The organism is Frigoribacterium sp. CFBP 8751 (assembly GCF_014841545.1).
Taxonomy (GTDB): domain Bacteria; phylum Actinomycetota; class Actinomycetes; order Actinomycetales; family Microbacteriaceae; genus Frigoribacterium.
In genome coordinates, this window is sequence record NZ_JACYUB010000001.1 from 1166334 (window position 1) to 1191365 (window position 25032).

24 protein-coding genes and 1 tRNA gene are annotated in these 25032 nt (G+C 72.0%); 19 read left to right on the top strand and 6 right to left on the bottom strand.

Features of this window, described 5'->3' with window-relative positions; genetic code table 11:
- Positions 1-7: 7 nt before the first annotated feature.
- Entirely contained in the window at positions 8-268 is a 261-nt protein-coding gene (locus IFT88_RS05575; protein WP_043595414.1) for a DUF3039 domain-containing protein, read from the top strand.
- 13 nt (positions 269-281) lie between these two features.
- Here the strand turns inward: IFT88_RS05575 and IFT88_RS05580 are convergent, their stop codons facing one another.
- Positions 282-1532: a nicotinate phosphoribosyltransferase gene (locus IFT88_RS05580; protein WP_056229730.1), complete on the bottom strand. Its 1251-nt coding sequence runs from the start codon at positions 1530-1532 to the stop codon at positions 282-284.
- A 105-nt stretch (positions 1533-1637) separates the two neighbouring features.
- On the opposite strand from IFT88_RS05580, the gene murI reads away from it, so the two are divergent.
- The 3 genes from murI to IFT88_RS05595 all read left to right on the top strand — a co-directional run bounded on the left by murI (position 1638) and on the right by IFT88_RS05595 (position 3933).
- On the top strand, positions 1638-2492 hold the full coding sequence (murI, locus tag IFT88_RS05585) for a glutamate racemase (RefSeq protein ID WP_056229732.1): 855 nt from the start codon (positions 1638-1640) through the stop codon (positions 2490-2492).
- Between the two features lie 71 nt (positions 2493-2563).
- Positions 2564-3310: a ribonuclease PH gene (gene rph, locus IFT88_RS05590; protein WP_043595412.1), complete on the top strand. Its 747-nt coding sequence runs from the start codon at positions 2564-2566 to the stop codon at positions 3308-3310.
- Positions 3307-3933, top strand: a complete 627-nt coding sequence (locus tag IFT88_RS05595; RefSeq protein ID WP_192119288.1) for a non-canonical purine NTP pyrophosphatase — start codon at positions 3307-3309, stop codon at positions 3931-3933. The genes rph and IFT88_RS05595 overlap by 4 nt, the downstream gene beginning before the upstream one ends.
- A 57-nt stretch (positions 3934-3990) precedes the next feature.
- On the opposite strand, the gene IFT88_RS05600 is transcribed toward IFT88_RS05595, so the two are convergent.
- The 3 genes from IFT88_RS05600 to IFT88_RS05610 all read right to left on the bottom strand — a co-directional run bounded on the left by IFT88_RS05600 (position 3991) and on the right by IFT88_RS05610 (position 6138).
- Positions 3991-4698, bottom strand: a complete 708-nt coding sequence (locus IFT88_RS05600; RefSeq protein ID WP_043595409.1) for a DedA family protein — start codon at positions 4696-4698, stop codon at positions 3991-3993.
- A gap of 52 nt (positions 4699-4750) precedes the next feature.
- Positions 4751-4832 (bottom strand) — tRNA-Leu (locus IFT88_RS05605).
- Between the two features lie 55 nt (positions 4833-4887).
- A complete protein-coding gene (locus tag IFT88_RS05610) occupies positions 4888-6138 on the bottom strand; it encodes an MFS transporter (protein ID WP_192119291.1) in 1251 nt (416 codons plus the stop codon).
- 39 nt (positions 6139-6177) lie between these two features.
- Between IFT88_RS05610 and mnmA the strand changes: the two genes are divergently transcribed.
- From mnmA to IFT88_RS05660, 10 genes are all read left to right on the top strand, one after another.
- Complete coding sequence (gene mnmA, locus IFT88_RS05615; RefSeq protein ID WP_192119299.1) at positions 6178-7308, top strand: tRNA 2-thiouridine(34) synthase MnmA; 1131 nt, start codon at positions 6178-6180, stop codon at positions 7306-7308.
- A gap of 11 nt (positions 7309-7319) precedes the next feature.
- Positions 7320-9668, top strand: coding sequence for an NAD-dependent DNA ligase LigA (gene ligA / locus IFT88_RS05620; RefSeq protein ID WP_192119301.1), 2349 nt, complete (start codon positions 7320-7322; stop codon positions 9666-9668).
- Between the two features lie 173 nt (positions 9669-9841).
- The gene (locus IFT88_RS17600) at positions 9842-11230 is read left to right on the top strand and encodes an alpha/beta hydrolase (RefSeq protein WP_192119303.1); all 1389 of its coding nucleotides are present in this window, start codon (positions 9842-9844) and stop codon (positions 11228-11230) included.
- 189 nt (positions 11231-11419) lie between these two features.
- Entirely contained in the window at positions 11420-11719 is a 300-nt protein-coding gene (gene gatC, locus IFT88_RS05630) for an Asp-tRNA(Asn)/Glu-tRNA(Gln) amidotransferase subunit GatC (protein WP_056229330.1), read from the top strand.
- Positions 11720-11721: 2 nt separating this feature from the next.
- Positions 11722-13272 (top strand): Asp-tRNA(Asn)/Glu-tRNA(Gln) amidotransferase subunit GatA, encoded by a 1551-nt coding sequence (gatA, locus tag IFT88_RS05635; protein ID WP_137847147.1) that lies wholly within the window; start codon positions 11722-11724, stop codon positions 13270-13272.
- Positions 13272-14771, top strand: a complete 1500-nt coding sequence (gene gatB / locus IFT88_RS05640) for an Asp-tRNA(Asn)/Glu-tRNA(Gln) amidotransferase subunit GatB (protein ID WP_192119305.1) — start codon at positions 13272-13274, stop codon at positions 14769-14771. The genes gatA and gatB overlap by 1 nt, the downstream gene beginning before the upstream one ends.
- A 37-nt stretch (positions 14772-14808) precedes the next feature.
- Positions 14809-15606: a hypothetical protein gene (locus tag IFT88_RS05645; protein WP_192119307.1), complete on the top strand. Its 798-nt coding sequence runs from the start codon at positions 14809-14811 to the stop codon at positions 15604-15606.
- Positions 15599-16435: a DUF3097 family protein gene (locus IFT88_RS05650; RefSeq protein ID WP_192119309.1), complete on the top strand. Its 837-nt coding sequence runs from the start codon at positions 15599-15601 to the stop codon at positions 16433-16435. The genes IFT88_RS05645 and IFT88_RS05650 overlap by 8 nt, the downstream gene beginning before the upstream one ends.
- 101 nt (positions 16436-16536) lie before the next feature.
- Positions 16537-17391, top strand: coding sequence for a spermidine/putrescine ABC transporter substrate-binding protein (locus IFT88_RS05655; protein WP_192119311.1), 855 nt, complete (start codon positions 16537-16539; stop codon positions 17389-17391).
- 52 nt (positions 17392-17443) lie between these two features.
- On the top strand, positions 17444-17860 hold the full coding sequence (locus tag IFT88_RS05660; protein WP_192119313.1) for a DUF3054 domain-containing protein: 417 nt from the start codon (positions 17444-17446) through the stop codon (positions 17858-17860).
- Positions 17861-17884: 24 nt separating this feature from the next.
- Here IFT88_RS05660 and IFT88_RS05665 read toward each other — a convergent pair whose 3' ends face one another.
- Entirely contained in the window at positions 17885-18211 is a 327-nt protein-coding gene (locus tag IFT88_RS05665) for a DUF7882 family protein (protein WP_043594170.1), read from the bottom strand.
- Positions 18212-18402: 191 nt separating this feature from the next.
- Between IFT88_RS05665 and IFT88_RS05670 the strand changes: the two genes are divergently transcribed.
- From IFT88_RS05670 to IFT88_RS05690, 5 genes are all read left to right on the top strand, one after another.
- Positions 18403-19119 carry a DedA family protein gene (locus IFT88_RS05670; RefSeq protein WP_192119315.1) on the top strand — a complete coding sequence of 239 codons (717 nt, stop codon included), beginning with the start codon at positions 18403-18405 and terminating at the stop codon, positions 19117-19119.
- Positions 19120-19162: 43 nt separating this feature from the next.
- A complete protein-coding gene (locus IFT88_RS05675; protein ID WP_342212075.1) occupies positions 19163-20047 on the top strand; it encodes a hypothetical protein in 885 nt (294 codons plus the stop codon).
- A gap of 90 nt (positions 20048-20137) precedes the next feature.
- Positions 20138-21148: an SDR family oxidoreductase gene (locus IFT88_RS05680; protein WP_043594173.1), complete on the top strand. Its 1011-nt coding sequence runs from the start codon at positions 20138-20140 to the stop codon at positions 21146-21148.
- Positions 21145-22608 (top strand): phytoene desaturase family protein, encoded by a 1464-nt coding sequence (locus IFT88_RS05685; protein ID WP_192119317.1) that lies wholly within the window; start codon positions 21145-21147, stop codon positions 22606-22608. Before IFT88_RS05680 ends, IFT88_RS05685 begins: the two co-directional genes overlap by 4 nt.
- Positions 22609-22717: 109 nt before the next feature.
- On the top strand, positions 22718-23173 hold the full coding sequence (locus IFT88_RS05690; RefSeq protein WP_192119319.1) for an SRPBCC family protein: 456 nt from the start codon (positions 22718-22720) through the stop codon (positions 23171-23173).
- 97 nt (positions 23174-23270) lie between these two features.
- Here the strand turns inward: IFT88_RS05690 and IFT88_RS05695 are convergent, their stop codons facing one another.
- Complete coding sequence (locus IFT88_RS05695; protein WP_192119321.1) at positions 23271-24953, bottom strand: long-chain-fatty-acid--CoA ligase; 1683 nt, start codon at positions 24951-24953, stop codon at positions 23271-23273.
- Positions 24954-25032 lie beyond the last annotated feature (79 nt).

Here is a 25032-nt window from a genome sequence, read left to right on the forward strand (position 1 = left end):
TGTCTGCATGACTGACACGCAGACGGGCGGCGGCCTCGACGTCATGGACCGCGAGCTCGAGAAGCTCCTGAACGACGAGGCGATCGACCCGGGCGACCACGAGCGCTTCTCGCACTACGTGAAGAAGGACAAGATCATGGAGTCCGCGCTCAGCGGCAAGCCCGTCAAGGCGCTCTGTGGCAAGAAGTGGACGCCTGGTCGCGATCCCGAGAAGTTCCCGGTGTGCCCGACCTGCAAAGAGATCTACGAGAAGATGACGTCCGAGTGAAGCCGGCGCCGGGTCAGGCGTAGACGGTCGGGACGACCGGCTCGCCACGGCCCAGCCTCAGCGCCTGGTCGGGCAGCTCGGCCACGGCCGCGGCTCGATGGAGGCGCGCGCGGGCCACGCCCTCGGCTCCCGTGTGACGGGTGTCGATTTCTCCTGCCACCACGAGCGGCACGTGCAGCGGGCGCTCCCCGGCCGCGACCTCCGACGATCCGACGCGGATGAGCTCGCGGGTGGCGACCCCGTCGACGATCACGCGCACGGGGGACTTCCGTCCACCGACGGTGGCTTTGTCGGCCGACTTCTTCGCCACCGAGACCCAGGCGCCGTCGTCCCCGCGACGCGCGACCAGCTTGAAGACCATGCCGGCGGCCGGGTGGCCCGAGCCCGAGACGACCGACGTGCCCACGCCGAAGGAGTCGACCGGGGCCGCGCGCAGGGCGGCGATCGTGTACTCGTCGAGGTCGTTCGTGACGGTGATCTTCGCCCCCGTCGCGCCGAGCTCGTCGAGCTGGGTGCGGACCTGTCCCACCAGTGACGGCAGGTCGCCGCTGTCGATGCGCACCGCTCCGAGCCCCGGCCCGGCCACCCGGACGGCCGTGGCCACCGCCTCGGGGATGTCGTAGGTGTCGACGAGCAGGGTGGTGCCCGGCCCCAGCGTGTCGACCTGGGCGCGGAAGGCGTCCTCCTCGGTGTCGTGCAGGAGCGTGAACGCGTGGGCCGCGGTGCCCATCGTCGGAACGCCCCACGACCGTCCGGCCTCGAGGTTGCTCGTGGCGCCGAAGCCCGCGATGTACGCGGCCCGGGCCGCGGCCACGGCGCTGCGTTCGCCCGTGCGACGTGAACCCATCTCGGCGAGGGGGCGCCCGTCGGCGGCCGAGACCATGCGCGCCGCCGCGCTGGCCACCGCCGAGTCGTAGTTGAAGACGCTCAGCGCCAGGGTCTCGAGCAGCACGGCCTCGGCGAACGTCGACTCGATGACCAGCAGCGGTGACCCGGGCAGGTACACCTCGCCCTCGGCGTAGCCCCAGATGTCGCCCGAGAACCGGTAGTCGGCCAGCCAGTCGGCCGTCGTGGCGTCCACGACGCCCGCCTCGCGGAGCCAGGCCACCTCGTCGTCGCCGAACCGGAAGTCGGCCAGGAGTTCGAGGAACCGACCGGTGCCCGCGACGATGCCGTAGCGCCGTCCCTCGGGCAGGCGTCGGGCGAACACCTCGAAGACGCTGTCCCGGTGGGCCGTGCCCGCCTTGAGGGCGGCCTCCACCATGGTGAGCTCGTACCGGTCGGTCAACAGCGCGCTGGTCACCCCGCCAGCCTAGGCTCGCCCGGTCGTCCCGGGGGGCGCGGCTCGCGACGGGTAGGCTTCGTGGTCGTGACGGACGCACCCATCGGAGTCTTCGACAGCGGCGTCGGCGGCCTGACCGTGTCGCGGGCGATCATCGACCAGCTGCCCCACGAGTCCATCCGGTACGTGGGCGACACGGCCCACTCGCCGTACGGACCGAAGCCCATCGCCCGGGTGCGCGAGTACGCCCTCGCCGTGATGGACGACCTCGTCGCCCAGGGCGTCAAGCTCCTGGTCATCGCCTGCAACACCGCGTCGTCCGCCGTGCTGCGCGACGCCCGCGAGCGGTACACGATCGGCGCCGGCATCCCCGTGGTCGAGGTGATCCAGCCGGCCGTGCGCGCCGCCGTGCAGCAGACGCGCAACGGCCGCATCGGCGTCATCGGGACCGAGGGCACGATCAACTCGCGGGCCTACGAGGACGCCTTCGCCGCCGCCGCGGGCCTCGAGTTGTTCACGCAGGCCTGCCCGCGCTTCGTGGAGTTCGTCGAGGCGGGCGACACGTCGAGCCCCGAGCTGCGGGCCGTCGCCGAGGGCTACCTCGCTCCGCTGCGCGACGCCGGCATCGACACCCTCGTCCTGGGCTGCACCCACTACCCCCTCATGTCGGCGGCCGTGCAGTACGTCGTGGGCCCCGACGTCCGGCTCGTGTCCAGCGCGGAAGAGACGGCGGCCGACGTCTACCGCACGCTCGTCCAGCACGGGCTCGAGCGCACCGACCGCGGCGAGCCACACCACGAATTCGAGGCCACCGGGCCCGACGAGAAGGCGTTCCTGCGCCTGGCCCGGCGGTTCCTGGGGCCCGAGGTCTCGCGCGTCGGTCACCTCGAGACGGGGGCGATCGAGTTGCCCACGAACCTCCGCACCGTCGAGCGGACCTGACCCGCGCCTCCTGCGTCCCTCGGGGTCGACGACCCCGACGCCACCGTCCACCACCGCCGAGAGAAGGCATCATGACCGACACCACGAGCACGACCGTCCGCGCCGACGGGCGCAGCACCACCGATCTGCGACCCGTCACCATCGAGACCGGGTGGAGCGCCCACGCCGAGGGCAGCGCCCTCATCACGTTCGGCGGCACCAAGGTGCTCTGCACCGCGTCCTTCACGAACGGCGTGCCCCGCTGGCTGACGGGCAAGGGCAAGGGCTGGGTCACCGCCGAGTACGCGATGCTGCCCCGGGCCACCAACTCGCGCAACGACCGCGAGAGCGTCAAGGGCAAGATCGGTGGACGCACGCACGAGATCTCGCGCCTGATCGGCCGCAGCCTCCGGGCCGTGGTCGACACCAAGGCGCTCGGCGAGAACACGATCGTGCTCGACTGCGACGTCCTGCAGGCCGACGGCGGCACCCGGACCGCCGCGATCACGGGCGCCTACGTCGCCCTGGCCCAGGCGATCGAGTGGGGCCGCGAGAAGAAGTTCGTGGGGCAGAAGGCCACGCCGCTGACCGACAGCGTCTCGGCGGTCTCGGTCGGCATCATCGACGGCGAGCCCATGCTCGACCTGGCCTACGTCGAGGACGTCCGGGCCGAGACCGACATGAACGTCGTCGTCACGGGCAGCGGGTCGTTCGTCGAGGTGCAGGGCACGGCCGAGGGAGCGCCGTTCGACCGGCGCGAGCTCGACTCCCTCCTCGACCTCGCCGTCGCCGGCGCCGTCGACCTGAGCCGCTTCCAACGCGAGGCCCTCGGCCGATGACCCGCGTCGTCATCGCCACGCACAACCAGGGCAAGGTGGCCGAGCTGCGGCTGCTGCTCGCCGAGACGGCGCCGGGCGTCGAGCTGGTCGCCTACGACGGCCCCGAGCCGGTCGAGGACGGTGACACGTTCGCCGCCAACGCCCTGATCAAGGCGCGTGCGGCAGCACGTCACACCGGGCTTCCCGCGCTCGCCGACGACAGCGGCATCTCGGCGGCGGCCCTCGGCGGGGCTCCCGGCATCCACTCGGCACGCTACGCCGGCACCCGCGACGCGGACGACAACGTCGACAAGCTGCTGACCGAGCTCGACGGTGCCGACGACCGCTCGGCGTGGTTCTCGTGCGCCGCCGCCCTCGTCGTGCCGAGCCCCGCCGGTACCGGGGGCCCCGACGGGCCGCCCGAGGCGAGCGAGTGGGTCGAGCACGTCGAGTACGGCGAGTGGCACGGCGAGGTGCTGGAGGCGCGGGTCGGCTCGAACGGGCACGGTTACGACCCCGTCTTCCGCCCCGAGGGCGAGAGCCGCAGCGCGGCCGAGCTCACCGCGGACGAGAAGAACGCCGTCAGCCACCGCGCCCGGGCGTTCCGGGCGATCGCACCCCGGGTGGCCGCGCTGGCGGACTGAGCCGCGCGCGCCTCCTCGGGGTGGTGCGGCCGGCAGCCGCCTGCGTGCCCGCGGTGCTCAGGCGTCGTGCGGCGCGGACGACACCTGAGGCGTCTCGACCTCGCCCGAGGCCTCGGCCTTCTTGGCCTGGTGCACCCCGTGGAAGTAATGGATGGCGATGGGGATCACCGTGGCCAGCACGGCCCCGAGCAGGATCAGGTCGATGTACGAGCTGACGAAGTCCGCGACGGGTGGGATGTGCCCGATGCCGAAGCCCGCCAGCGTGATGCCCATGCCCCAGACGACGGCGCCGATCGCGTTGAAGAGCGAGTAGCGCCGGTAGCTCATGTGGCCGACGCCGGCCATGATGGGCGCGAAGGTCCGGATCACCGGGACGAACCGGGCGATGATGACGGCCATCGGGCCGAACCGCTCGAAGAAGGCGTTCGTGCGGTTGACGTTGGCGACGCTGAACAGGCCGCTCTCTTTCCGCTCGAAGATGCGCGGGCCGACCTTGTGGCCGATCAGGTAGCCGAGCTCGCCACCGGCGAACGCGGCGATGCTGATGAAGATCGCGATGAGCCAGATCGGCAGGCCGAGGGCCCCGGGGTTGGTCGCGGCGAGGATGCCCGTGATGATCAGCAACGTGTCGCCCGGGAACAGGAACCCGACGAGCAGGCCCGTCTCGGCGAAGACGAGCAGGCAGACGCCGAGCACGGCCCACGGGCCGAAGGACGTGAGCAGGTACTCGGGGTTGAGCCAGGGGATGGAGACGAGGGGCAGCATCGGGTGTTCTCCGGTCGTGGTCGCCGGCGTTCCCGGGGCCTCAGATGGGTCGTGCGGGAGAAGGGACTTGAACCCTCACGCTCGAAAGCACAGGAACCTAAATCCTGCGTGTCTGCCAATTCCACCACTCCCGCGGCAGACCGAGTGTACCGACGACGGCCTCGGGCCGGAACGGCGGACGAGGAGGTGCTAGCGCTTCGACCGGGGCACGTGCGGTGAGTACCGGGGCACGTAGCGCACGAGGATCGCCGCGCCCACGAGACCGAGCACGCCCATCACCCCGCTGGCCAGCGAGATCGACACGACGGCGGTCACCCCGGAGATGAGGAGCGGAGCGGCCGCGCTGCCGGCGTCCCCGGTGAAGCGCCAGGCGCCGAGGAAGGGCGCGGGGTCGCCCTTGTCGGCCAGGTCGGCGCCGAGCGTCATGAGGATGCCGCTGCCCACGCCGTTGGCCAGGGACATCAGGATCGCGACGGTGACGAACCAGCCGACGTTCGCGTCGAGGTCGTGCGTGACCGACAGCGCGAGGTACGAGAGGCCGAGGCCGACCATGCAGGGGACGGCGCTCCACAGGCGCCCGAAGCGGTCCATGATCTGGCCGCTCGTGTAGAACAACGCGAAGTCCACGGCGCCGGCGATGCCGATGATGATCGCGGTCTCGGACGCCCCGAGGCCGATGCTGACGGCCCAGAGCGGCAACATGACCTGGCGGCCCGAGCGCATGGCGCCGATCAGGGCCGCGCCGCTGCCGAGCTTCAGCAGCACGCCGCGGTGACGCCAGAGGGTGCCGAAGAGCCCCTGGGCCTCCCTCGCGACGAGGTCGGCGCCGTCCTCGGTGCCGCGACCCGGCCGGACGCCGAAGGCCGCCGACGGGTCACGCAGGACGAGCAGCGCGACGGCCGCACCGAGGCAGCCGACGATGTGCACGACGAACGCCGACTGGACGGACCCGGTCAGCTCGATGACCCCGGCCGACAGGAACGGGCCGACGAAGTAGCCGAGCCGGAAGACGCCGCCGAGGCTCGACAGGGCCCGGGCGCGGATCTCGACGGGCACGAAGCTCGTCATGAAGGCGTGCCGAGCGAGGGCGAAGACCGCGGTCGCGAGGCCGATGACCAGCACGCCGACGGCGAGGACGATCTCGTTCGGCGCCAGCAGGCAGGTGACGAGACCGCCGATGCTGACGAGCGAGGCGCCGATCATCGAGGTGCGCTCGCCGATGCGACTGACGAGCCATCCGCTCGGGATGTCGCCGATCAGCTCGCCGACGAGGATGAGCGCGGCGACGAAGCCGGCGAAGGGGAGCGAGGCGCCGAGCTCGCTCGCCACCACGGGGATGATCGGGATGATGGCCCCCTCGCCGATGGCGAAGAGCGCCGCGGGCAGGAACGCCGCGAGGGCCACCGACCGCATGCTGAAGGCGGGGGAGGAGGAAGACATGTCGTCCGCCACCCTAGGCCCGCTGCGTACACTTGTCGGATGAAGGTCTTGGCAGCGATGAGTGGTGGAGTCGACTCGGCGGTCGCCGCGGCGAGGGCGGTCGAGGCCGGCCACGACGTGGTGGGGGTGCATCTGGCGCTCAGCCGCATGCCGGGCACGCTGCGGACGGGCAGCCGGGGTTGCTGCACCATCGAGGACTCGATGGACGCCCAGCGCGCCGCCAACAAGATCGGCATCCCCTACTACGTGTGGGACTTCTCCGAGCGCTTCAAGCTCGACGTCGTCGACGACTTCGTCGCCGAGTACACCGCGGGTCGCACTCCCAACCCCTGCATGCGCTGCAACGAGCGCATCAAGTTCGCCGCCCTGCTCGAGAAGGCGCTCGCGCTCGGCTTCGACGCGGTCTGCACGGGGCACTACGCGACCATCCTCACCGACGACCGGGGCAATCGCGAGCTGCACCGCGCCTCCGCCTGGGCGAAGGACCAGTCGTACGTCCTGGGCGTGCTCACCGCCGAGCAGCTCGCGCACTCGATGTTCCCGCTCGGGGCGACGCCCTCCAAGGCCGAGGTGCGGGCCGAGGCGGCCGAACGCGGCTTCAGCGTGGCGTCGAAGCCCGACAGCCACGACATCTGCTTCATCCCCGACGGCGACACCCGCGGGTGGCTCGCCGAGCGCGTCGGTGCCGAGACGGGCGAGATCCTCGACCGCAGCGGCGCCGTGGTCGGCTCGCACGAGGGCGCGCACGCCTTCACGGTCGGTCAGCGCAAGGGCCTCAACATCGGGTTCCCCTCGGACGACGGCAAACCTCGCTTCGTGCTCGAGGTGCGGCCCGTCGACAACACGGTCGTCGTCGGACCGAAAGAGGCTCTCGACATCGCCGAGATCGCCGGCGGCTCGTACACGTGGGCCGGGCTCGCCCCGGTCGACCCGACGGTCGCGTTCGACTGCGACGTGCAGATCCGTGCCCACGCCGACCCGGTTCCCGCCGTCGCGCGGGTGTCGGTGGTCGAGGGTAAGAAAGAACTCGTGATCACACCTCGCGAACCCCTCAACGGCGTCGCCCCCGGGCAGACCGCCGTCGTCTACGTCGGCACCCGCGTCCTCGGGCAGTGCACGATCGACCGCACGGTCAGCGCCGTTCCGGTCCCCGCTGCCGCCACCGCCTGAGGCGACCGACGATGAGCGAGACCGGCACCGACGCCGCCTCCGGGTCGGCGGTCGAGACGGACGGCGTCCCCGACGACCTGTCCCAGGCGCGAGACGAGGCAGAACGGCTGACGACCCGCATCCTCGAGCTGCGGGACCAGTACTACGAGGGCAACGGCTCGACCGTCGCCGATGCCGACTACGACGGGCTCGTGCGACGCCTCGACGCCCTCGAGCGGGTGCACCCCGAGCTGCAGAAGCCCGACAGTCCAACGCAGACGGTCGGCGGCCGGGCCGAGACCACCCAGTTCGCACCCGTCGAACACGCCCAGCGCATGCTCAGCCTCGACAACGTGTTCAGCGACGACGAGTTGGCCGAGTGGGCCGGCAAGGTGCAGCGCGACGCCGGCGCCGAGCGCGTGCGGTTCCTCACCGAGCTGAAGATCGACGGCCTGGCGATCAACCTGCGCTACGAAGACGGAGTGCTCGTCACCGCCGCCACGCGCGGCGACGGCGTCGTCGGCGAAGACGTGACCGGCAACGTGCTCGCGATGGGCACGATCCCCGAGCGCCTCGAGGGCACCGGCCACCCCCCGCTCGTCGAGGTGCGGGGCGAGATCTTCTTCCCGGTCAGCGAGTTCGACGAGCTCAACGCGCAGCAGCGTGAGGCCGGCGAACGCGTCTTCGCGAACCCCCGCAACGCCGCCGCCGGCTCGCTGCGTCAGAAAGAAGAGGGCAAGAGCCCCGAGAAGCGCGAGTTGATGCACGCGCGCCTCCGTCGCCTGCGCATGCTCGTGCACGGGATCGGTGCCTGGCCGGTGCGCGAACTCGAACGCGCGACCGAGGTGCGGTCGCAGTCCGAGGTCTACGACCTGCTGGGCGGGTGGGGGCTGCCCATCTCGACCCACTACCGCGTCTTCGACACGGTCGCCGAGGTCGAGGCGTTCATCCACGACTACGGCGTGCGCCGCTCGTCGGTCGAGCACCAGATCGACGGCATCGTCGTCAAGGTCGACGACCTCGCCCTGCACGACGAGCTCGGGGCGACGAGCCGGGCCCCGCGCTGGGCGACGGCGTTCAAGTACCCGCCCGAAGAGGTCAACACGAGGCTGCTCGACATCGTCGTCAGCGTCGGACGCACGGGGCGGGCCACGCCGTTCGCCGTGATGGAAAAGGTCGAGGTCGCCGGCAGCGAGGTCCGTCAGGCGACCCTGCACAACCAGCAGGTGGTCAAGGCCAAGGGCGTGCTGATCGGCGACACCGTCGTGTTGCGCAAGGCGGGCGACGTCATCCCCGAGGTGCTCGGCCCGGTCACCGAACTGCGCGACGGTACCGAACGCGAGTTCGTCATGCCCGTCGACTGCCCCGAGTGCGGCACCCCGCTCAAGCCCGCGAAAGAGGGCGACATCGACCTCCGCTGTCCCAACGCCGAGAGCTGCCCGGCGCAGGTTCGCGGTCGCGTCGAGCACATCGCCTCCCGTGGCTCGCTCGACGTCGAAGGCCTCGGCGAGGTCGCCGCCGCCGCGCTGACGCAGCCCGTCGAGCCGGCCACGCCGCCGCTCCGAACCGAGGCGGGCCTGTTCAGCCTGACGATGGCCGACATCTTCCCCGTACGGGTCGTCGTGCGTGATGCCGAGACCGGCATGCAGAAGCTCGAGGCCGACGGCCAGCCGAAACTCGTCACCCCGTTCCGGCGCAAGCGCGCCAAGCGCGACGGCACGTACGACCCCACGGCGGGCGAGTTCTCGGGCGACGAGACCTCGGTGCCGTCCAAGACGGCGCTCGAGATGCTCGCCAACCTCGAGAAGGCGAAGACCAGCCCCCTGTGGCGCATCCTGGTCGGTCTCAGCATCCGGCACGTCGGACCGGTCGCAGCTCGCGCCCTCGCGAACCACTTTGGCTCGCTCGACGCCATCCGGGCGGCTTCACGCGACGAGCTCGCGGCGGTCGACGGCGTGGGCGGCATCATCGCCGACGCGCTGCTGGCCTGGTTCGACGTCGACTGGCACACCGAGATCATCGATCGGTGGGCGGCCGCGGGTGTGCAGTTCACGACTCCGGGTCACCCCGGCCCGGGAGCGGCCGAGGCAGCAGGGGGAGTGCTCGCCGGGGTGACCGTCGTGGCGACCGGCAGCCTCGAGGGCTTCACCCGCGAGGGCGCTCTCGAGGCCATCGTCGAGGCGGGGGGCAAGGCCGCCGGCAGCGTCAGCAAGAAGACCGACTTCGTCGCGGCCGGACCGGGGGCCGGCTCGAAGTTGACCAAGGCCGAACAGCTCGGGGTACGAATCATCGACGCAGAGCAATTCGCTGTCCTCCTTAAGGAGGGCCCGGCGGCTCTCGTTGTCCCCCAGGTGGGGGACGAGGGGTCGCCTGATTCGTGATTTCCCTGGTCAGGGGTGCTTTTCTTTCCTAAGGTGTGAGGACGTGTCGTTCTCCAGCAGTAGGGAGCCGGGGTACAGGCACGTGACGAGGGGGAAGACCCGACGTGCTGTTCCTCGCTACAGCGATGCTCTCTGCCTCGGTGCACCTCGCCGGGGTGGCCGATGCTCCGACCGTGACCTCCGCGACGGTCCGGGCGCTCGACCGCCCGGCCGCCGTGTCGCTCGTCGACGCGTCCGTCCAGGACGTGCCCGGGCCGGCTCCGGTGCGGGACGGTCGGGCCGTGCCCGAGCTCGACGGCTGCCGGGGGGTCGAGGCGAGCACGTTCTCGGCCGAGGCCTGCCTCGACCAGTTGACCCGCGCCTCCTCGGCCGGGGTCGAACGGTTCGCCGCGTCGCTCGACGCCGACGGTGACGACGCGGCGGCACTCGTGGCGGCGGTCGGCGGACAAGTCCCGCCCGACGACGCGGCGGCCTGGTGGTCCGACCTGGGTGACGACCGACGGACGGTGCTAGCGCACGCCGTGCCCGGCGTCGTGGGCAACCTCGAGGGCGTCCCGTACTCGGTGCGCGACACCGCCAACCGCCAGTTCCTGCGCTACGCGACCACGGCCGTCGCCGGTCGGATCGGCTCGGACGCCGAGCGACCGGACGATCTCCGGCGCCTCGCGATGCTCGAGCAGGTGCGTGCGACCCTCGACGGGGCGACCCACGACGTGCCCTTCGCCGGGACCGCCGACCGGCACCTCGTCGCCCTCGACACCGTCCTGCCCGGCCGCGCCGCCGTCACCGTCGGCGACCTCGACACGGCCGACGACGTCAGCCTGCTCGTGCCCGGCATGCTCTTCACCGTGTCGGACCAGCTCGTCGACTGGACCAACACCGCCGGCGCCCTGCACGACGAGCAGGCCACCTGGGCGACGTTGCTGGGACGCGGCGGGCCGGGGCCCGTGCCGACCGTCGCCGTCGTGGCCTGGATGGGCTACCAGACGCCCGACCTGACGAATTTCTACGACCTCGGACTGGCCCAGCGGGGGGCCGCCCACCTCGAGGGCGCCCTCGCCGGGCTCGACGCGGCTCGCGCGGACGACGAACCGCGGGTGTCGGTCATGGCGCACTCGTACGGTTCGACGACGGCGACGATCGCCCTGTCGTCGGGACGCGTCGCGGTGGACTCGCTCGTGCTGCTCGGGTCGCCCGGCAGCGTCGTGCCCGACGCGGGCGACCTGGCCGTCCGCGGAACCGACGTCTACGCGGCAGCCGGCAGCTTCGACCCCGTGGCGGGCAGCGGCTTCTTCGGGGCGGACCCGGCCACGGCGGCCTTCGGTGCCGTCGTGCTGCACATGGGCGGCGGCTCCGACACGGTGACGGGCCGTCCCCTGTCCGGTGCCCTCGGTCACAACGACTACTTCCGTGCCGGCACCGAGTCGATGCGCAGCCTGGCCCTGATCGGGCTGGGCCACGGCGTGCTCGTCGACGGTCGTGCCGGCGACCCCGGCCGGGGTGGCACCGAGGCCCCGGTGCTCACGCTCGTGCGTCCCCAGGACGTGTACTTCCGCGACTGACGGGCGCGTCGGGCGCGTCGGGCGCGACGGGCGTGACGCCACCGGGAGGGGACGGGGTTCTGGCTCGTGGCCCGCCGCGCGGCGGCCGGGGGCCCTGCGACGGACCGGGGCCCCGGCGTCGGTGCCGCCCCGTAGAATCGTCCGGTAGCCCCGCCGCGGTACCCCCGCACGACCACGTGAGAGAGAAGCATGTCCGAAATCACGCGCGAGCAGGTGCAGCACCTCGCCGGTCTCGCCCGCATCGCCCTCACCGAGGCCGAGATCGACACGATGACCACCGAACTCGGCCACATCGTCGACAGCGTCGCCAAGGTCCGAGAGGTCGCCACCGACGACGTCCCCGCGACGAGCCACCCCATCCCGCTCGAGAACGTGTTCCGGCCCGACGTCGTGGGCGAGACGCTCACGGCCGAGCAGGCGCTGTCCGGCGCCCCCGACCACGACGGTTCGCGCTTCCGGGTGAGCGCGATCCTGGGAGAAGAGCAGTAGCCATGACCGACACCACCTCGCTCGTCCACCTGTCGGCCGCCGAGCTGTCGACCCGCCTCGCCGCCGGCGACGTGTCGTCGGTCGACGTCACGCGCGCCCACCTCGACCGCATCGAGGCGGTCGACGGCGACGTCCACGCCTTCCTGCACGTCAGCTCGGCCGCGCTCGACACGGCCGCCGACGTCGACCGTCGTCGTGCCGCGGGCGAGGCCCTCGGCCCGCTCGCCGGCGTCCCGATCGCCATCAAGGACGTCCTGTGCACGATCGACATGCCGTCGACCTCGGGCAGCAAGATCCTCGAGGGCTGGGTGCCGCCCTACGACGCGACCGTCGTCGCCAAGCTGCGCGCGGCCGACCTCGTCCCGCTCGGCAAGACCAACATGGACGAGTTCGCCATGGGCTCGTCGACCGAGTTCTCGGCCTACGGGCCCACGCACAACCCGTGGTCGCTCGACCGCATCCCCGGCGGGTCGGGCGGTGGCTCCGCGGCCGCCGTCGCCGCCTTCGAGGCGCCCCTCGCCCTCGGCAGCGACACCGGCGGGTCCATCCGCCAGCCGGGCGCCGTCACCGGCACCGTCGGGGTCAAGCCGACCTACGGGTCGGTCAGCCGCTACGGCGCGATCGCCCTGGCCAGCTCGCTCGACCAGGTCGGTCCCGTCAGCCGCACCGTGCTCGACAGCGCCATGCTGCACGACGTCATCACCGGGCACGACCCTCGCGACTCCACCTCGCTGCGCGACGCCTGGCCGTCGTTCACCGAGGCGGCCCGAACCGGTCTCGCCGGCGGCGCCCTGGCGGGCGTCCGCGTCGGCGTCGTCCGCGAACTGAACGGCGAGGGCTTCCAGGCCGGCGTCAAGGCCCGCTTCGCCGAGGCCCTCGAGCTCATGAGCGCGGCCGGTGCCGAGATCGTCGAGATCTCGGCCCCCAGCTTCGAGCACGCGATCAGCGCCTACTACCTGATCCTTCCGGCCGAGGCGTCGAGCAACCTCGCCAAGTTCGACTCGGTGCGCTTCGGCCTGCGGGTCGTCCCCGCGGGCGGCGGCACCGTCGAGGACGTCATGGCCGCCACGCGCGAGGCCGGCTTCGGCCCCGAGGTGAAGCGTCGCATCATCCTCGGCACCTACGCCCTGAGCGCCGGCTACTACGACGCCTACTACGGCAGCGCACAGAAGGTGCGTACCCTCGTGCAGCGTGACTTCGCGGCCGCGTTCGACCAGGTCGACGTGCTCGTCTCGCCCTCGGCGCCCACCACGGCGTTCCGACTCGGCGAGAAGATCGACGACCCGCTGGCGATGTACCTCAACGACATCACGACCATCCCCGCCAACCTGGCCGGCATCCCCGGCATCACGGTCCCGATGGGCCTGGCCGAAGAAGACGGTCTGCCGACGGGGTTGCAGTTCATGGCCCCCGCGCGCGGCGACGCCCGCCTCTACACCTACGGCGCCGCCCTCGAGCAGTTGCTCGAGCAGGGCTGGGGCCACACGCTCATCTCGCGCGCGCCCGACCTGAGCGCGACCGAGCAGACCGCCGCCACCGAGGGAGTCATCTGATGGCCAAGGCAGACCTGATGGACTACGAGAAGGCTCTCGAGCAGTTCGAGGTCGTCCTCGGCTTCGAGGTGCACGTCGAGCTCGCGACCAAGACCAAGATGTTCTCGGACGCCCCGAACTTCTTCGGCGGCGAGCCCAACACCAACGTCACCCCGGTCGACCTGGGCCTGCCCGGCTCGCTGCCGGTGGTCAACGAGCAGGCCGTGCGCTACTCGATCAGCCTCGGCCTGGCCCTGGGCTGCTCGATCGCCGAGAGTTCGCGCTTCGCCCGGAAGAACTACTTCTACCCCGACAACCCCAAGAACTACCAGGTCAGTCAATTCGACGAACCGATCGCGTTCGAGGGCGAGGTCGAGGTCGAACTGCCCGACGGGACGATCTTCGCCATCCCGATCGAGCGCGCCCACATGGAAGAAGACGCCGGCAAGCTGACGCACGTCGGTGGGTCGACCGGTCGCATCCAGGGCGCCGAGTACTCGCTCGTCGACTACAACCGTGCGGGCATCCCGCTCGTCGAGATCGTCACCAAGCCGATCATCGGTGCGGGCGCCAAGGGCCCCGAGCTGGGAGCGGCCTACGTCTCGACCATCCGCGACATCGTCCGGGCCCTGGGCGTCAGCGAGGCCCGCATGGAGCGCGGCAACCTGCGCTGCGACGCGAACGTGTCCCTCCGTCCGCACGGGCAAGAGAAGCTCGGCACCCGCACCGAGACCAAGAACGTCAACTCGTTCCGCTCGGTCGAGCGCGCGGTCCGCCACGAGATCCAGCGCCAGGCCGCGATTCTCGCCGCAGGCGGCACCATCACGCAAGAGACGCGCCACTGGCACGAAGACACCGGTCGCACCTCGGCTGGCCGCCCGAAGAGCGACGCCGACGACTACCGCTACTTCCCCGAGCCCGACCTGCTGCCCGTCGTCCCTCCGCGCGAGCTCGTCGAAGAACTTCGCCTCGCCCTGCCCGAGGCGCCGGTGGCCCAGCGTCGCCGGCTCAAGTCCGAGTGGGGCTTCGCCGACCTCGAGTTCCAGGACGTCGTGAACTCGGGGCTGCTCACCGAACTCGTCGAGACCGTCGCCGCCGGTGCCTCGCCCCAGGCCGCACGCAAGTGGTGGACCGGCGAGATCGCCCGCCTCGCCAACGCCCAGGGTGTCGAGGCCTCGAGCCTCGTGTCGCCGATGCACGTCAGCGAGCTCATCGCGCTCGTCGAGAGCGGCGAGCTGACCGACCGACTGGCCCGCCAGGTGCTCGAGGGCGTCGTCGCCGGCGAGGGCAGCCCGTCCGAGGTCGTCGAGGCTCGCGGGCTCAAGGTCGTCTCCGACGACGGCGCCTTGATCGCGGCGATCGACGAGGCCCTGGCCAGCCAGCCCGACGTGCTCGCGAAGATCCGTGACGGGAAGGTGCAGGCGGCCGGTGCCGTCATCGGCGCCGTCATGAAGGCCATGAAGGGTCAGGCGGACGCCGCGCGCGTCCGCGAGCTGGTGCTCGAGCGGGCGCAGGCCTGATCGACGTGACCACGGCCGCGGCAGGGTGCGGCGCACGATGAACCTCGTCGCGCGTCTGCGCCCCGCCGTGCCCGTGGCGGTCGCCCTCGTCGGCGTCCTCGTGACACTGGCCGTCGCCTCGCGCGTCCTGCCCGGCCGGGTCGTGATGGTCCACCTCAGCGAGACCGGCGGGTCGGCGTTCGCGGCCAGCCGCAGCGACCTCGTCCTGCTCGGCGCCGTCCTCGTGGTCGGCATCGTCGTGACCTGGCTGGTCTCGGTGCTGTTCCTCGCGGTGACGCCCGTCCGCCACGTGCTCGTCCCGCATGCCGCGTTCTGGAAGCAACCGCCGAACCGGGCCGAGATGAGGCGCCGGTACGCGCGGTACCTCGCCGTGGCGACCAGCGCCTCCTTGTGGTTCGTCGCCGCGTTGTTCGTCGTCGCGACGGTCTCGCAGAGCGGCCCTCTCACCGTCTGGTGGTTGCCGGCGGCCGTGTCGGCCGCGTTCGTGCTCTTCGTCCTGGGCGGTCTGGTCTGGGTCTTCGCCGCCGGGTTCACGCCGATCCCGCCGGGCGTCGCGGCCCGTGCGGCCGCGTCCGACCCGGAGGCGCGGGTCGCGTCCAGACCGTCGACCCCGGTCGTCGAGACCCTCCGGTCCGGCCCGTCGGCGGCACGTCCACCGCGCGCGAGCGCCCGTCCGCCGTCCGAGACCCCGCGGATCGGCACCGCGCCTCCTGCTGCGTCACCCCGGCCGGGCCGTGCACCCGGACGGCCCGCGACACCGACCGGAGACGGTCCACGCAAGGGTCCGCCCCGCCCCTATCAACCCCGACCCCGCTCTGGAGGCCCCCGTGAATGACGACCGGTACGGTGCCGACGTGCTCGCCGGCGACTGGAAGCGATCGTCGAGGCCCGCGCCGACGCCGACCGACGCCGTCCGCGACCTCGTGGTCGAAGAGGTCCGGACGGGTTTCACCGGGGCGATCGTGCGCGTCGAGGCCGGCACCGTCGAACTCGAGGACTGGAAGGGCCGGGTGCGGGCCTTCCCCCTGGCCGGTTCGTTCCTCATCGACGGCGCCCCCGTCGCGTTGCGGGTACCGCGAACGGCACCTCAGGGCCGAGCACGCACGGCCTCCGGCTCGTTCGCCGTCGAGGGGGCGAAGGCCCGGGTCGCCCGTCAGAGCCGCATCTTCGTCGAGGGGCGACACGACGCCGAGTTGGTCGAGAAGGTCTGGGGCTCCGACCTGCGGGTCGAGGGCGTCGTCGTCGAGTACCTCGAGGGCGTCGACCACCTGGCCGACGTGCTGCGCGATTTCCGGCCGGGGCCCGAGCGACGCGTCGGCGTGCTCGTCGACCACCTCGTCCCGGGCTCGAAAGAGAGCCGCGTCGCCGGGGGCATCGCCCGCAGTCCGCTGGGCCGCCACGTGCTCGTCGTCGGGCACCCGTTCGTCGACGTGTGGCAGGCCGTGAAGCCGGGCCGCCTCGGCATCGACGCCTGGCCCGTCGTGCCCCGCTCGGTCGAGTGGAAGCACGGCGTCTGCGAGGCGATGGGCTGGCCGCACGACGACCAGGCCGACATCGCCCGGGCCTGGCAGCACATCCTGTCGCGCGTGCGCAGCTACGCCGACCTCGAACCGTCGGTGCTCGGCCGGGTCGAAGAGCTGATCGACTTCGTCACGTCGGGCTGAGCTCACGCATCGGCCTCGCGAGGCCGGTTCGGGACCACGATCCCCGGGAATCGCCCGGGCGTGTCGGCTCTCGGGTGGCTTTTCGCCCTAGATTCGAGGGCATGGCCGAGCAGATCGAGGGACGCGTCAGCTCGGCCGTCGACGCCTGGCTGCGCTGGCTGCCACGGTGGCACATCGGCACCGCCCGGGGTCGCACGCGACCCTGTCGGGTGTGCCTCGGCTCGCCCGTGGCCACGGCGGCCGGTTTCGACCACGACGTGCCGCACGCCGTGCAGCACGCGCTGTTGAACCGGATGCGGCAGATCGTCGACGACGACGTCGACGAGTACACGGCCCGCAACCTGCCTCTCGTGACGCGCGAGCTGCGACTCGCCGAAGCCCAGGAGGCGCGGGGCTACCGACCCGAGCAGGGTCTCGACCCCGAGTTCCAGGGCCTCGACCTCGACCCCGAGCCCGAACCGGGGCAGCCGTTCCTCTTCACGCTCGCCGGTCTCGCGGGGATGCCCCCGGACGACGGTCTCGTCCCGCCCGACCCCTCCGTCGCGGGTGGCGAGCCCGCAGGGCCGATCACCGAGCCCGACGTCGGTGCCGCCTCGTTCGACATCGACGATCTCGACGGCTGGTTGTTGCCGCCCGACTCGGCGACGCCGGTCGACGCGCTCCCGCCGGACGCGCCTGACCCCGTGACGCGATCGGAACACCAGCCCGAGCCCGAGCCCACCCCGCGAGCCGAGTCCGAGCCTGAACCCGAGTACTCGGACGAGGCCAAGGCCGCGCTGCGACACGAGATCACCCTGGCCGGCGACCACGCGGAGGCCGTGGGCACGAGCCTGTGCCTGGCCCTCGTGCAGCACCGCCCTCGCATCGCCGAGGCGATCGACCGCCTCGTGGCCCCGCAGGTCGACGAACTCCTGGCAGAGTTGTCGCGCGCACTCGAGCAGCCGCGGTCCCGCTGAACCGGCACCGTTCGACCCACTGCGGGTGCCGATGCCACGAGAGGACCCTGAGATGACGCGCCCCACCCCGACCGCGACCACCACGACCCGGCGACGCGACGCAGGCCAGGCCAGGTGGCCGATCGTCGTCGACCTCGTCGCCGTCCTGGCCTTCGTCGCGATCGGGCGCCGCAGTCACGCCGAGGGCCTCGACCTCCCCGGGCTGCTCGGCACCCTGTGGCCGTTCGTCGTCGGCGCGGTCGTCGGCTGGGTGAGCGTGGCGGGGGTCCGCTGGCCGCTGTCGGTCGTCCGGTCGGGCGCGGTCGTCTGGGTCTCGACCACCGTGATCGGGGTGCTGCTGCGGGTGGTCGCCGGTCAGGGCGTGCAGCTCAGCTTCGTGGTCGTGACGATCGTGGTGCTCGGCGTGTTCCTCGTGGGCTGGCGGGCCGTCATCGCCCTGGTGCGGCGGGTGCGCGGCAGCCGGAGCTGAGGCTCGACGGCCACCCGACCCTGGTCAGCTGCGGCGCTTGGTGCTGTTGTCGAGACTCGGTTCGTCGGTCAGCACGAGGCCGGACGAACTGTTCGACGAGGCCGTCAGCTCGGTGAGCCAGTCGCGGTTGATCGACGGCACCCGGCCGCCGGAGTACTTGAAGTACAGGGGGATGCCGGCGTCCAGCCAGATGCTGCTCCGACCGTCACCGACCTTCTGTGTGTCGCGCCACGAGAAGAAGAACGACTCGCGGCGACGCAGCTTGGTGGCGATGACGATCTGGAGGTGTTCGAGCACGCGGTCCTCGAACTCGACCTCGATGCCCGAGGTTCCGTAGATGAGCGATCCCATGGGGGTCCTGTTTCTCCAGTGTGTCCGACGTCGGAAACCAAGCCGACACAGGTCAATCTAGCAAGCGATCCGGTGTTCCTCGTCAGGCGCAGTCCACCCGGGCGTTGTGGGCGGACGTGCAGGCTGCCCCGCCATACTCGGGGCTGCCGATCCGTTGCGCCCCCGAGCGCCCGACCGACCACCTGGGACCCATGACCTCGACAGCCCCCGTCCTCCGCGCCTCCTCGTCCTCGAGCCAGGACGTCGTCGCCGACCTCGACGGCCTGGTCGGGTTCGCCGCGCGCGTCATCGACGCCCTCGGTGAATGGGGCGTCGCCCTGCTGACCTTCGTCGAGACCGTGTTCCCGCCGATCCCCAGCGAGGTCATCCTGCCGCTGGCCGGGTTCCTGGCCGGCGCCGGGTCGATGAACATCGTGTTGTTGATCGCGCTGAGCACCCTCGGCGCCTACCTGGGAGCCCTGGTCCTCTACGGGCTCGGGGCCGGTCTCGGTCTCGACCGCAGCATCCGGTGGCTGGCCAAGCTGCCGCTGGTCGACCGCCACGACTTCGAGAAGGCGGCCGGCTGGTTCGAGCGCCACGGGCGGTCCGCGGTGTTCTTCGGCCGGTTCATCCCGGGCGTGCGCAGCCTCATCTCGCTTCCCGCCGGTGCCGAGCGCATGCCCCTGCTGGTCTTCTCGGTCTTCACGATCGTGGGCAGCGGCCTCTGGAACGGGCTGTTGATCGGGTTGGGCGCCGCCCTCGGCACCCAGTACGAGCTCATCGACCGGTACGCGAAGTACCTGGACTACGTCGTGTACGCCGCCATCGCGGGCGTCGTGGTGTTCCTCATCGTCCGGTCGGTGCGCCGCCGTCGAGCCGGCGTCGACGACGCGTCGCGTGACGCCGTCGATCAGGACGTTCGCGGCTGACGTTCCGTCGCCGTCCAGGCGGCGGGCCGGGACGATCCGTACCGTGGTGGGCAGACCGACGTCGCGCCCCGCGCGCGGCACCGAGCACACGATCCGACAGGACACCACCATGGGATTCCTCGACCGCCTCCTCGGCCGCGAGCCGCAGCAGGGCCAGCCGCAGCAGCCCTCCGCTCCGCAGGGCTACCGGTACGGGCAGCAGAGCTACGAGCAGCCCGCCGCCCCGCAGCAGGGGTACGCGCAGCAGGGCCACGGCCAGCAGCCCCCGGTCCCGTCCGCGTCGGTCGGTGCCGGCCCGGCCCGCAGCGACGACGAGATCGCCGTCGAGCGGTACCGCTACCTGCTGAAGACCGCCCCGCCCGAGACCATCGAGCAGGTGCACGCCGAGGCGTTCGCGAAGCTCAGCCCCGAACAACGCCGTCTCGTCTTCGACCAGCTGACGACCGAGTCGAGCCCCGGCGAGGCACCGCGCGGCGACGACGCCGGCTCGCTCGCCCAGGCCGCCACCCGGTCCGAGCTCCGACGACCCGGAACCCTCGAGCGCACCCTCGGCGGCGGCGCGGACGGGCGGCAGCAGGTCGGGCCGAACGGCCAGCCCCTCCGTCAGGGCCCGGGCATGGGTTCGATCATCGGGGGCTCGATCCTGGGCACGGTCGCCGGGTACGTCATCGGATCGACGCTGATGAGCGCGTTCCTGCCCGACGCCGGGGTGACGGCGGACGGAGGCTCGGGTGACGACGCCGGCGGCGACCAGGGCTCCGAGGGCGACGGCGGAGCGGACGGCGGTGCCGACTCCGGCACCGAGACGGCGAGCGACGGCGGCGGCGACTTCGGTGCCGACGGGGGTGGCGACTCCGGCGGGGGCTTCGGCGACTTCGGGGGTGGGGACTTCGGCGGAGGCGACTTCGGCGGAGGCTTCGACATCTGACACCTGGGCATCTCCCCCGGGACGGACCCCCGGTCGCGGACTAGCGTCGGGGATCAATCCATGACACGCCGAGAGGCCCGAGGGAGCACCATGACCAGCACGAGAACCGCCGTCGTCACCGGGGGGTCCGCGGGACTCGGCCGGGCCACCGTCCGAGAGCTCGCCGCGCGCGGATGGGACGTCGCGATCCTCGCTCGGGGACAGGACGGCCTCGACGGGGCCGTCCGCGACGTCGAGGCCGCCGGTCGCCGCGCGCTGGGCATCTCGACCGACGTGGCCGATCGCGCCCAGGTCGAGTCGGCCGCCGATCGCGTCGAGGCCGAGCTCGGCCCGATCGACCTCTGGGTCAACGACGCGATGGTCGGTGTGTTCGGCGAGTTCCTCGAGACGGACCCCGACGACTTCGAGCGGGCCACGGCCGTCAACTACTTCGGCTTCGTCAACGGCACTCGTGCGGCCCTGTCGCGCATGGTGCCCCGTGACCGCGGTCAGGTCATCCAGGTGGGGTCGGCGCTCGCCCACCGGGGCATCCCGCTCCAGGCCTCGTACTGCGGCGCGAAGCACGCCGTCCAGGGGTTCACCGAGTCGGTGACCACCGAGTTGATCCACAACAAGAGCTCGGTGCGGATCAGCACGGTCGACATGCCGGCCCTCAACACCATCCAGTTCAACTGGGTGCGCTCGACCCTGCCCGAGCACCCCCAGCCCGTGCCGCCCATCTTCGAACCCGAGGTCGGGGCGCGGGCGATCGCCGACGTCGCCGACAAGCCGCGTCGCCGGACCTGGCTCGGCGAGCCCACCGTCATGACGGTGCTCGGCAACCGGTTCGTCGCGAACTTCCTCGACGTCTACCTCGCCAAGAGCGGGTACTCCGGCCAGCAGGCTCCCGACAAGAGCGAACCCATGCTGCCCGACAACCTCTACGAGCCCACGGCCGGCGACCACGGGGCTCGCGGCATCTTCAGCGACCGCGCGCGCACCACGAGTCCGCAGGTCTGGTACACCCGGAACCGCGCCCTGACCGTGGGGGCCGTGGTGGGAGCGTCCGCGGCCGCCACCGCCGCCGTGGTGGGTCGGGTGACCCGCGGGCGTCGGGCATGAGCGCCGCGCCCGAGGTGGACGCGGTCGTCGTCGGCGCGGGGCCCAACGGTCTCGCGGCGGCCGTGGTGCTCGCTCGGGCCGGTCTCCGCGTCGAGGTCGTCGAACGGGCCGACACGATCGGTGGGGGAGCGCGCACCCAGGAGGCGACCCTGCCGGGCTTCCGTCACGACATCTGTTCGGCCGTGCACCCCATGGCCCTCGCCTCGGGGTTCTTCCGGCGATTCCAACTCGACCGCCGGATCGAACTCACGGTCCCCGAGATCTCGTACGCCCACCCGCTCGACGGCGGGCGCGCGGGCATCGCCTACCGTGACCTCGACCGGACGGCGGACGGGCTCGGAGCCGACGGGGCCGCCTGGGCGCGCCTCCTCCGGGGCCTCGTCGAGACCGAGCCCCGCATGGCGAAGTTCACGATGCGCGAGCTCGTCCGGGTGCCGGACGACCCGGTGACCCTCGCGCGCTTCGGTCTGGCCGCCCTGTCACAGAGCGGCCCCTGGTGGAACGCCGGGTTCTCGGGTGACGAGGCCCCGGCCATGCTCGCCGGGGTGATGGCCCACGCGATCCGCCCGATGCCGAGCCTGTCGACCTCGGCCGCCGGGCTCGTCCTGGCCGTCCACGCGCACGCCCGGGGCTGGCCGGTGCCGACCGGTGGCAGCCAGTCGATCGTCGACGCCATGGCCGACGACGTCCTGGCCCACGGAGGCACCATCACGACGGGCGTGGACGTCACGTCGATCGACGAGCTGCCGAGGGCGAGGGCCACGATCTTCGACACGAGCGCCCGGGCCCTGGCCGACATCGCGGGCAGTCGTCTGCCCGACCGGTACGAGCGCGCCCTGCGGCGCTTCCGCTACGGGAACGCGGCGGCCAAGGTCGACTTCGCGCTGTCGGGGCCGGTGCCCTGGGCGAACGACGAGGCCCGGCGCAGCCCCACGCTGCACCTCGGGGGGACGCGGGCCGAGATCGCCTCCGGCGAGCACGACGTCGCCTCGGGTCGACACGCCCGCACGCCGTACGTCCTGGTGGCCCAGGCGGGCGTGGTCGACGGCACGCGCGCCCCCGACGGTCAGCAAGCCCTGTGGGCGTACACGCACGTTCCGCGAGGGTCCACGGTCGACCAGACCGAGACCGTCATCGCCGGCATCGAGCGCTTCGCACCGGGATTTCGCGACACGATCCTCGCCACGAACAGCCGGACGGCGGTCGACCTCGAGGCGCACGACCCCAACTACATCGGCGGCGACATCGCCGCCGGGGCCCCGAGCGTCTGGCAGCTGGCGGCACGGCCGACGCTGTCGACCGAACCGTGGCGCACGCCGACGCCGGGCCTCTACCTGTGCTCGTCCTCGACCCCGCCGGGCCCCTCCGTGCACGGGCTGGGTGGCGCCTACGCCGCGCGCAGCGCCCTGAAGCACGAGTTCGGCATCGACCGGCTGCCGTACCTCGGCGTCGACTCCTGATCGGGTCGACTCCCGACGGGGGAGGCGCCCGACGCCCGATCTGATCCACGGCGGCAGGAGCGCGTCAGAGGGGGTGCGCGGCGCGCGGGGACCGTGCCAGGATCGACGGATGAGCACCACGCACCGCTTCATCGAGGCCTCGCCCCACGACGTCTTCGACGTGCTGAGCGACGGGTGGCTCTTCACGAGCTGGGTCGTCGGGTCGGCGCGCATCCGCGAGGTCGACCTGACCTGGCCGAGCGTCGAGGCCAGGGTCCACCACTCGTTCGGAGTCTGGCCGTTGGTCATCGACGACGTGACGACCATCCTCGAGTGGGACCCTCCGGTCCGGGCCGTGTTCCACGCCAGGGGCTGGCCGATGGGCGAGGCCCGGGTCGAGATCGACGTGCGCAACCGCATGGGCGGCTGCTTCGTCACGATGACCGAGTACGCCGTCGCGGGCCCCGGTCGGCTGGTGCCGAAGCCCCTGATGGACCCTCCGCTGCACTGGCGCAACAAAGAGGCGCTGCAGCGTCTCGCCTGGTTGGCCGAGGGACGCGTCAACGATCGCGTCTCGCCCAGCTGACCCGCGCCTCCCGGGCCGACCGACCGACCGACCGCATCGAAGGCGAGCGACCCGCGCCTCCTGACCGGCGTCCGGTCGAGGAGGCGCGGGTGCGGTCTCAGCGCTCAGCGAGCGAGTCGCGCACCTTGCGGCGCAGGACCTTGCCGATCAGCGACCGGGGCAGGTCGTCGACGACGACGATGCGCCGCGGCACCTTGTACGGCGTGAGGTGCTTCCGTGCGAACGAGCGCAGGGCCGCGACGTCGACGTGGGCGCCCGGCTTCACGACGATCGCGGCGGCCACCTGTTCGCCGCCGGGGGTGGGCAGACCCACCACCGCGGCTTCGGCGACGCCCTCGAACCGGGTCAGGACCTCTTCGACCTCGGACGGCGAGACGTTGAACCCGCCCGTGATGATCAGCTCTTTGATGCGGTCGACGATGCGGACGAACCCGTCGTCGTCGATGGTGACGATGTCGCCGGTGCGGAACCAGTCGCCGTCGACGAAGACCTCGCCCGATTCTTTTGGCTTGCGGTAGTACCCGCTGAACACCTGCGGTCCGCGGACGATCAGCTCGCCGCGTTCGCCGGCCGCCACGTCGACCGTGGGGTTCTCGGGGTCGACGACGCGTACCTCGGTGCCCGGCAGGGGCAGGCCGACCGTGCCGGCCCGGCGCGTCGGCCCCACCGGGTTGGCCATGAGGACGGGCGAGCACTCGGAGAGCCCGTAGCCCTCGACCAACCAACCGCCGGACTCGGCCTCCCACGGCTCGACGACGTCGGCCGAGAGAGGCATGGCACCCGAGATCGCCACGTCGACGCCCTTCAACGAGACGCCGGCGTCGTCGGCGGCCTTCTGCAGGCGGGCGTAGATCGGGGGGACCGCGGGGAGGAAGGTCGGCGGGTGCTTCTTCATGACCTTGAGCACCAGCGCCGGGTCGAAGGCCGGGAAGAGCACGAGTCGGGCCTCCATGCTCATCGCGAAGGTGAGGCAGAGCGTCAGGCCGTACGCGTGGAACATCGGGAGCACCGCGTAGACGACGCAGGTGCCGCGTTCGATCGTCGGCACCCAGGCCTGGGCCTGCGCGGCGTTCGACAGGAGGTTGTGGTGCGTCAGCTGGGCACCCTTGGGCGCGCCCGTGGTGCCGCTCGTGTACTGGATGACCGCGAGGTCGTCGGTGGTCGGTCGCGGGTGCTTCGCCTTGATGCGGGACGAGCCGACGACCTTCTCCCACGGCGTGGTGCCCGTCACGGTCGTCGTGAGGCGCTCACGGGACTGGCGGGCCTTCTTGATCGGCAGGGCCAGGGCGGCCCGCGTGGTGAACGGCATCGCCCGGGTGACGTCGACCGAGACGAGGTGCTCGACGGCCACGTCGTCGGGGAAGGCCTGGATGGTCTCGACCACCTTGTTCCAGGCGATGGCCACCTTGGCGCCGTGGTCCTCGAACTGGTGACGCAGCTCGCGCGGCGTGTAGAGCGGGTTGTGCTCGACGACGATCGCGCCGAGACGCAGCACGGCGTAGAACGCGACGACGTGTTGCGGACCGTTCGGCAACACGATCGCGACGGTGTCGCCGTGGCCGACCCCGAGCTTGCGCAGCCCCTCGGCCGCCCGCGCGATCTGGTCGACGAGCTCGGAATAGGTGGTCGTCGCCCCGAAGAACTCGAGCGCCACCGCCCTCGGGTACCGCGCGGCGGAGGCCTCGACGAGGTCGAGCAGCGAGCCGTCGACCGGTTCGAGGTCGTGCGGCACGCCGGGTGCGTAGGAGTCGAGCCAGGGACGAGCGCTGTCGGTGGTCACCGGGCCACTCTATCGACCGCCGGGCGTACCCCGTCGGCTCCGGGCCGCCTGGCAACCTGACCGCGGACGAGGAGGCGCG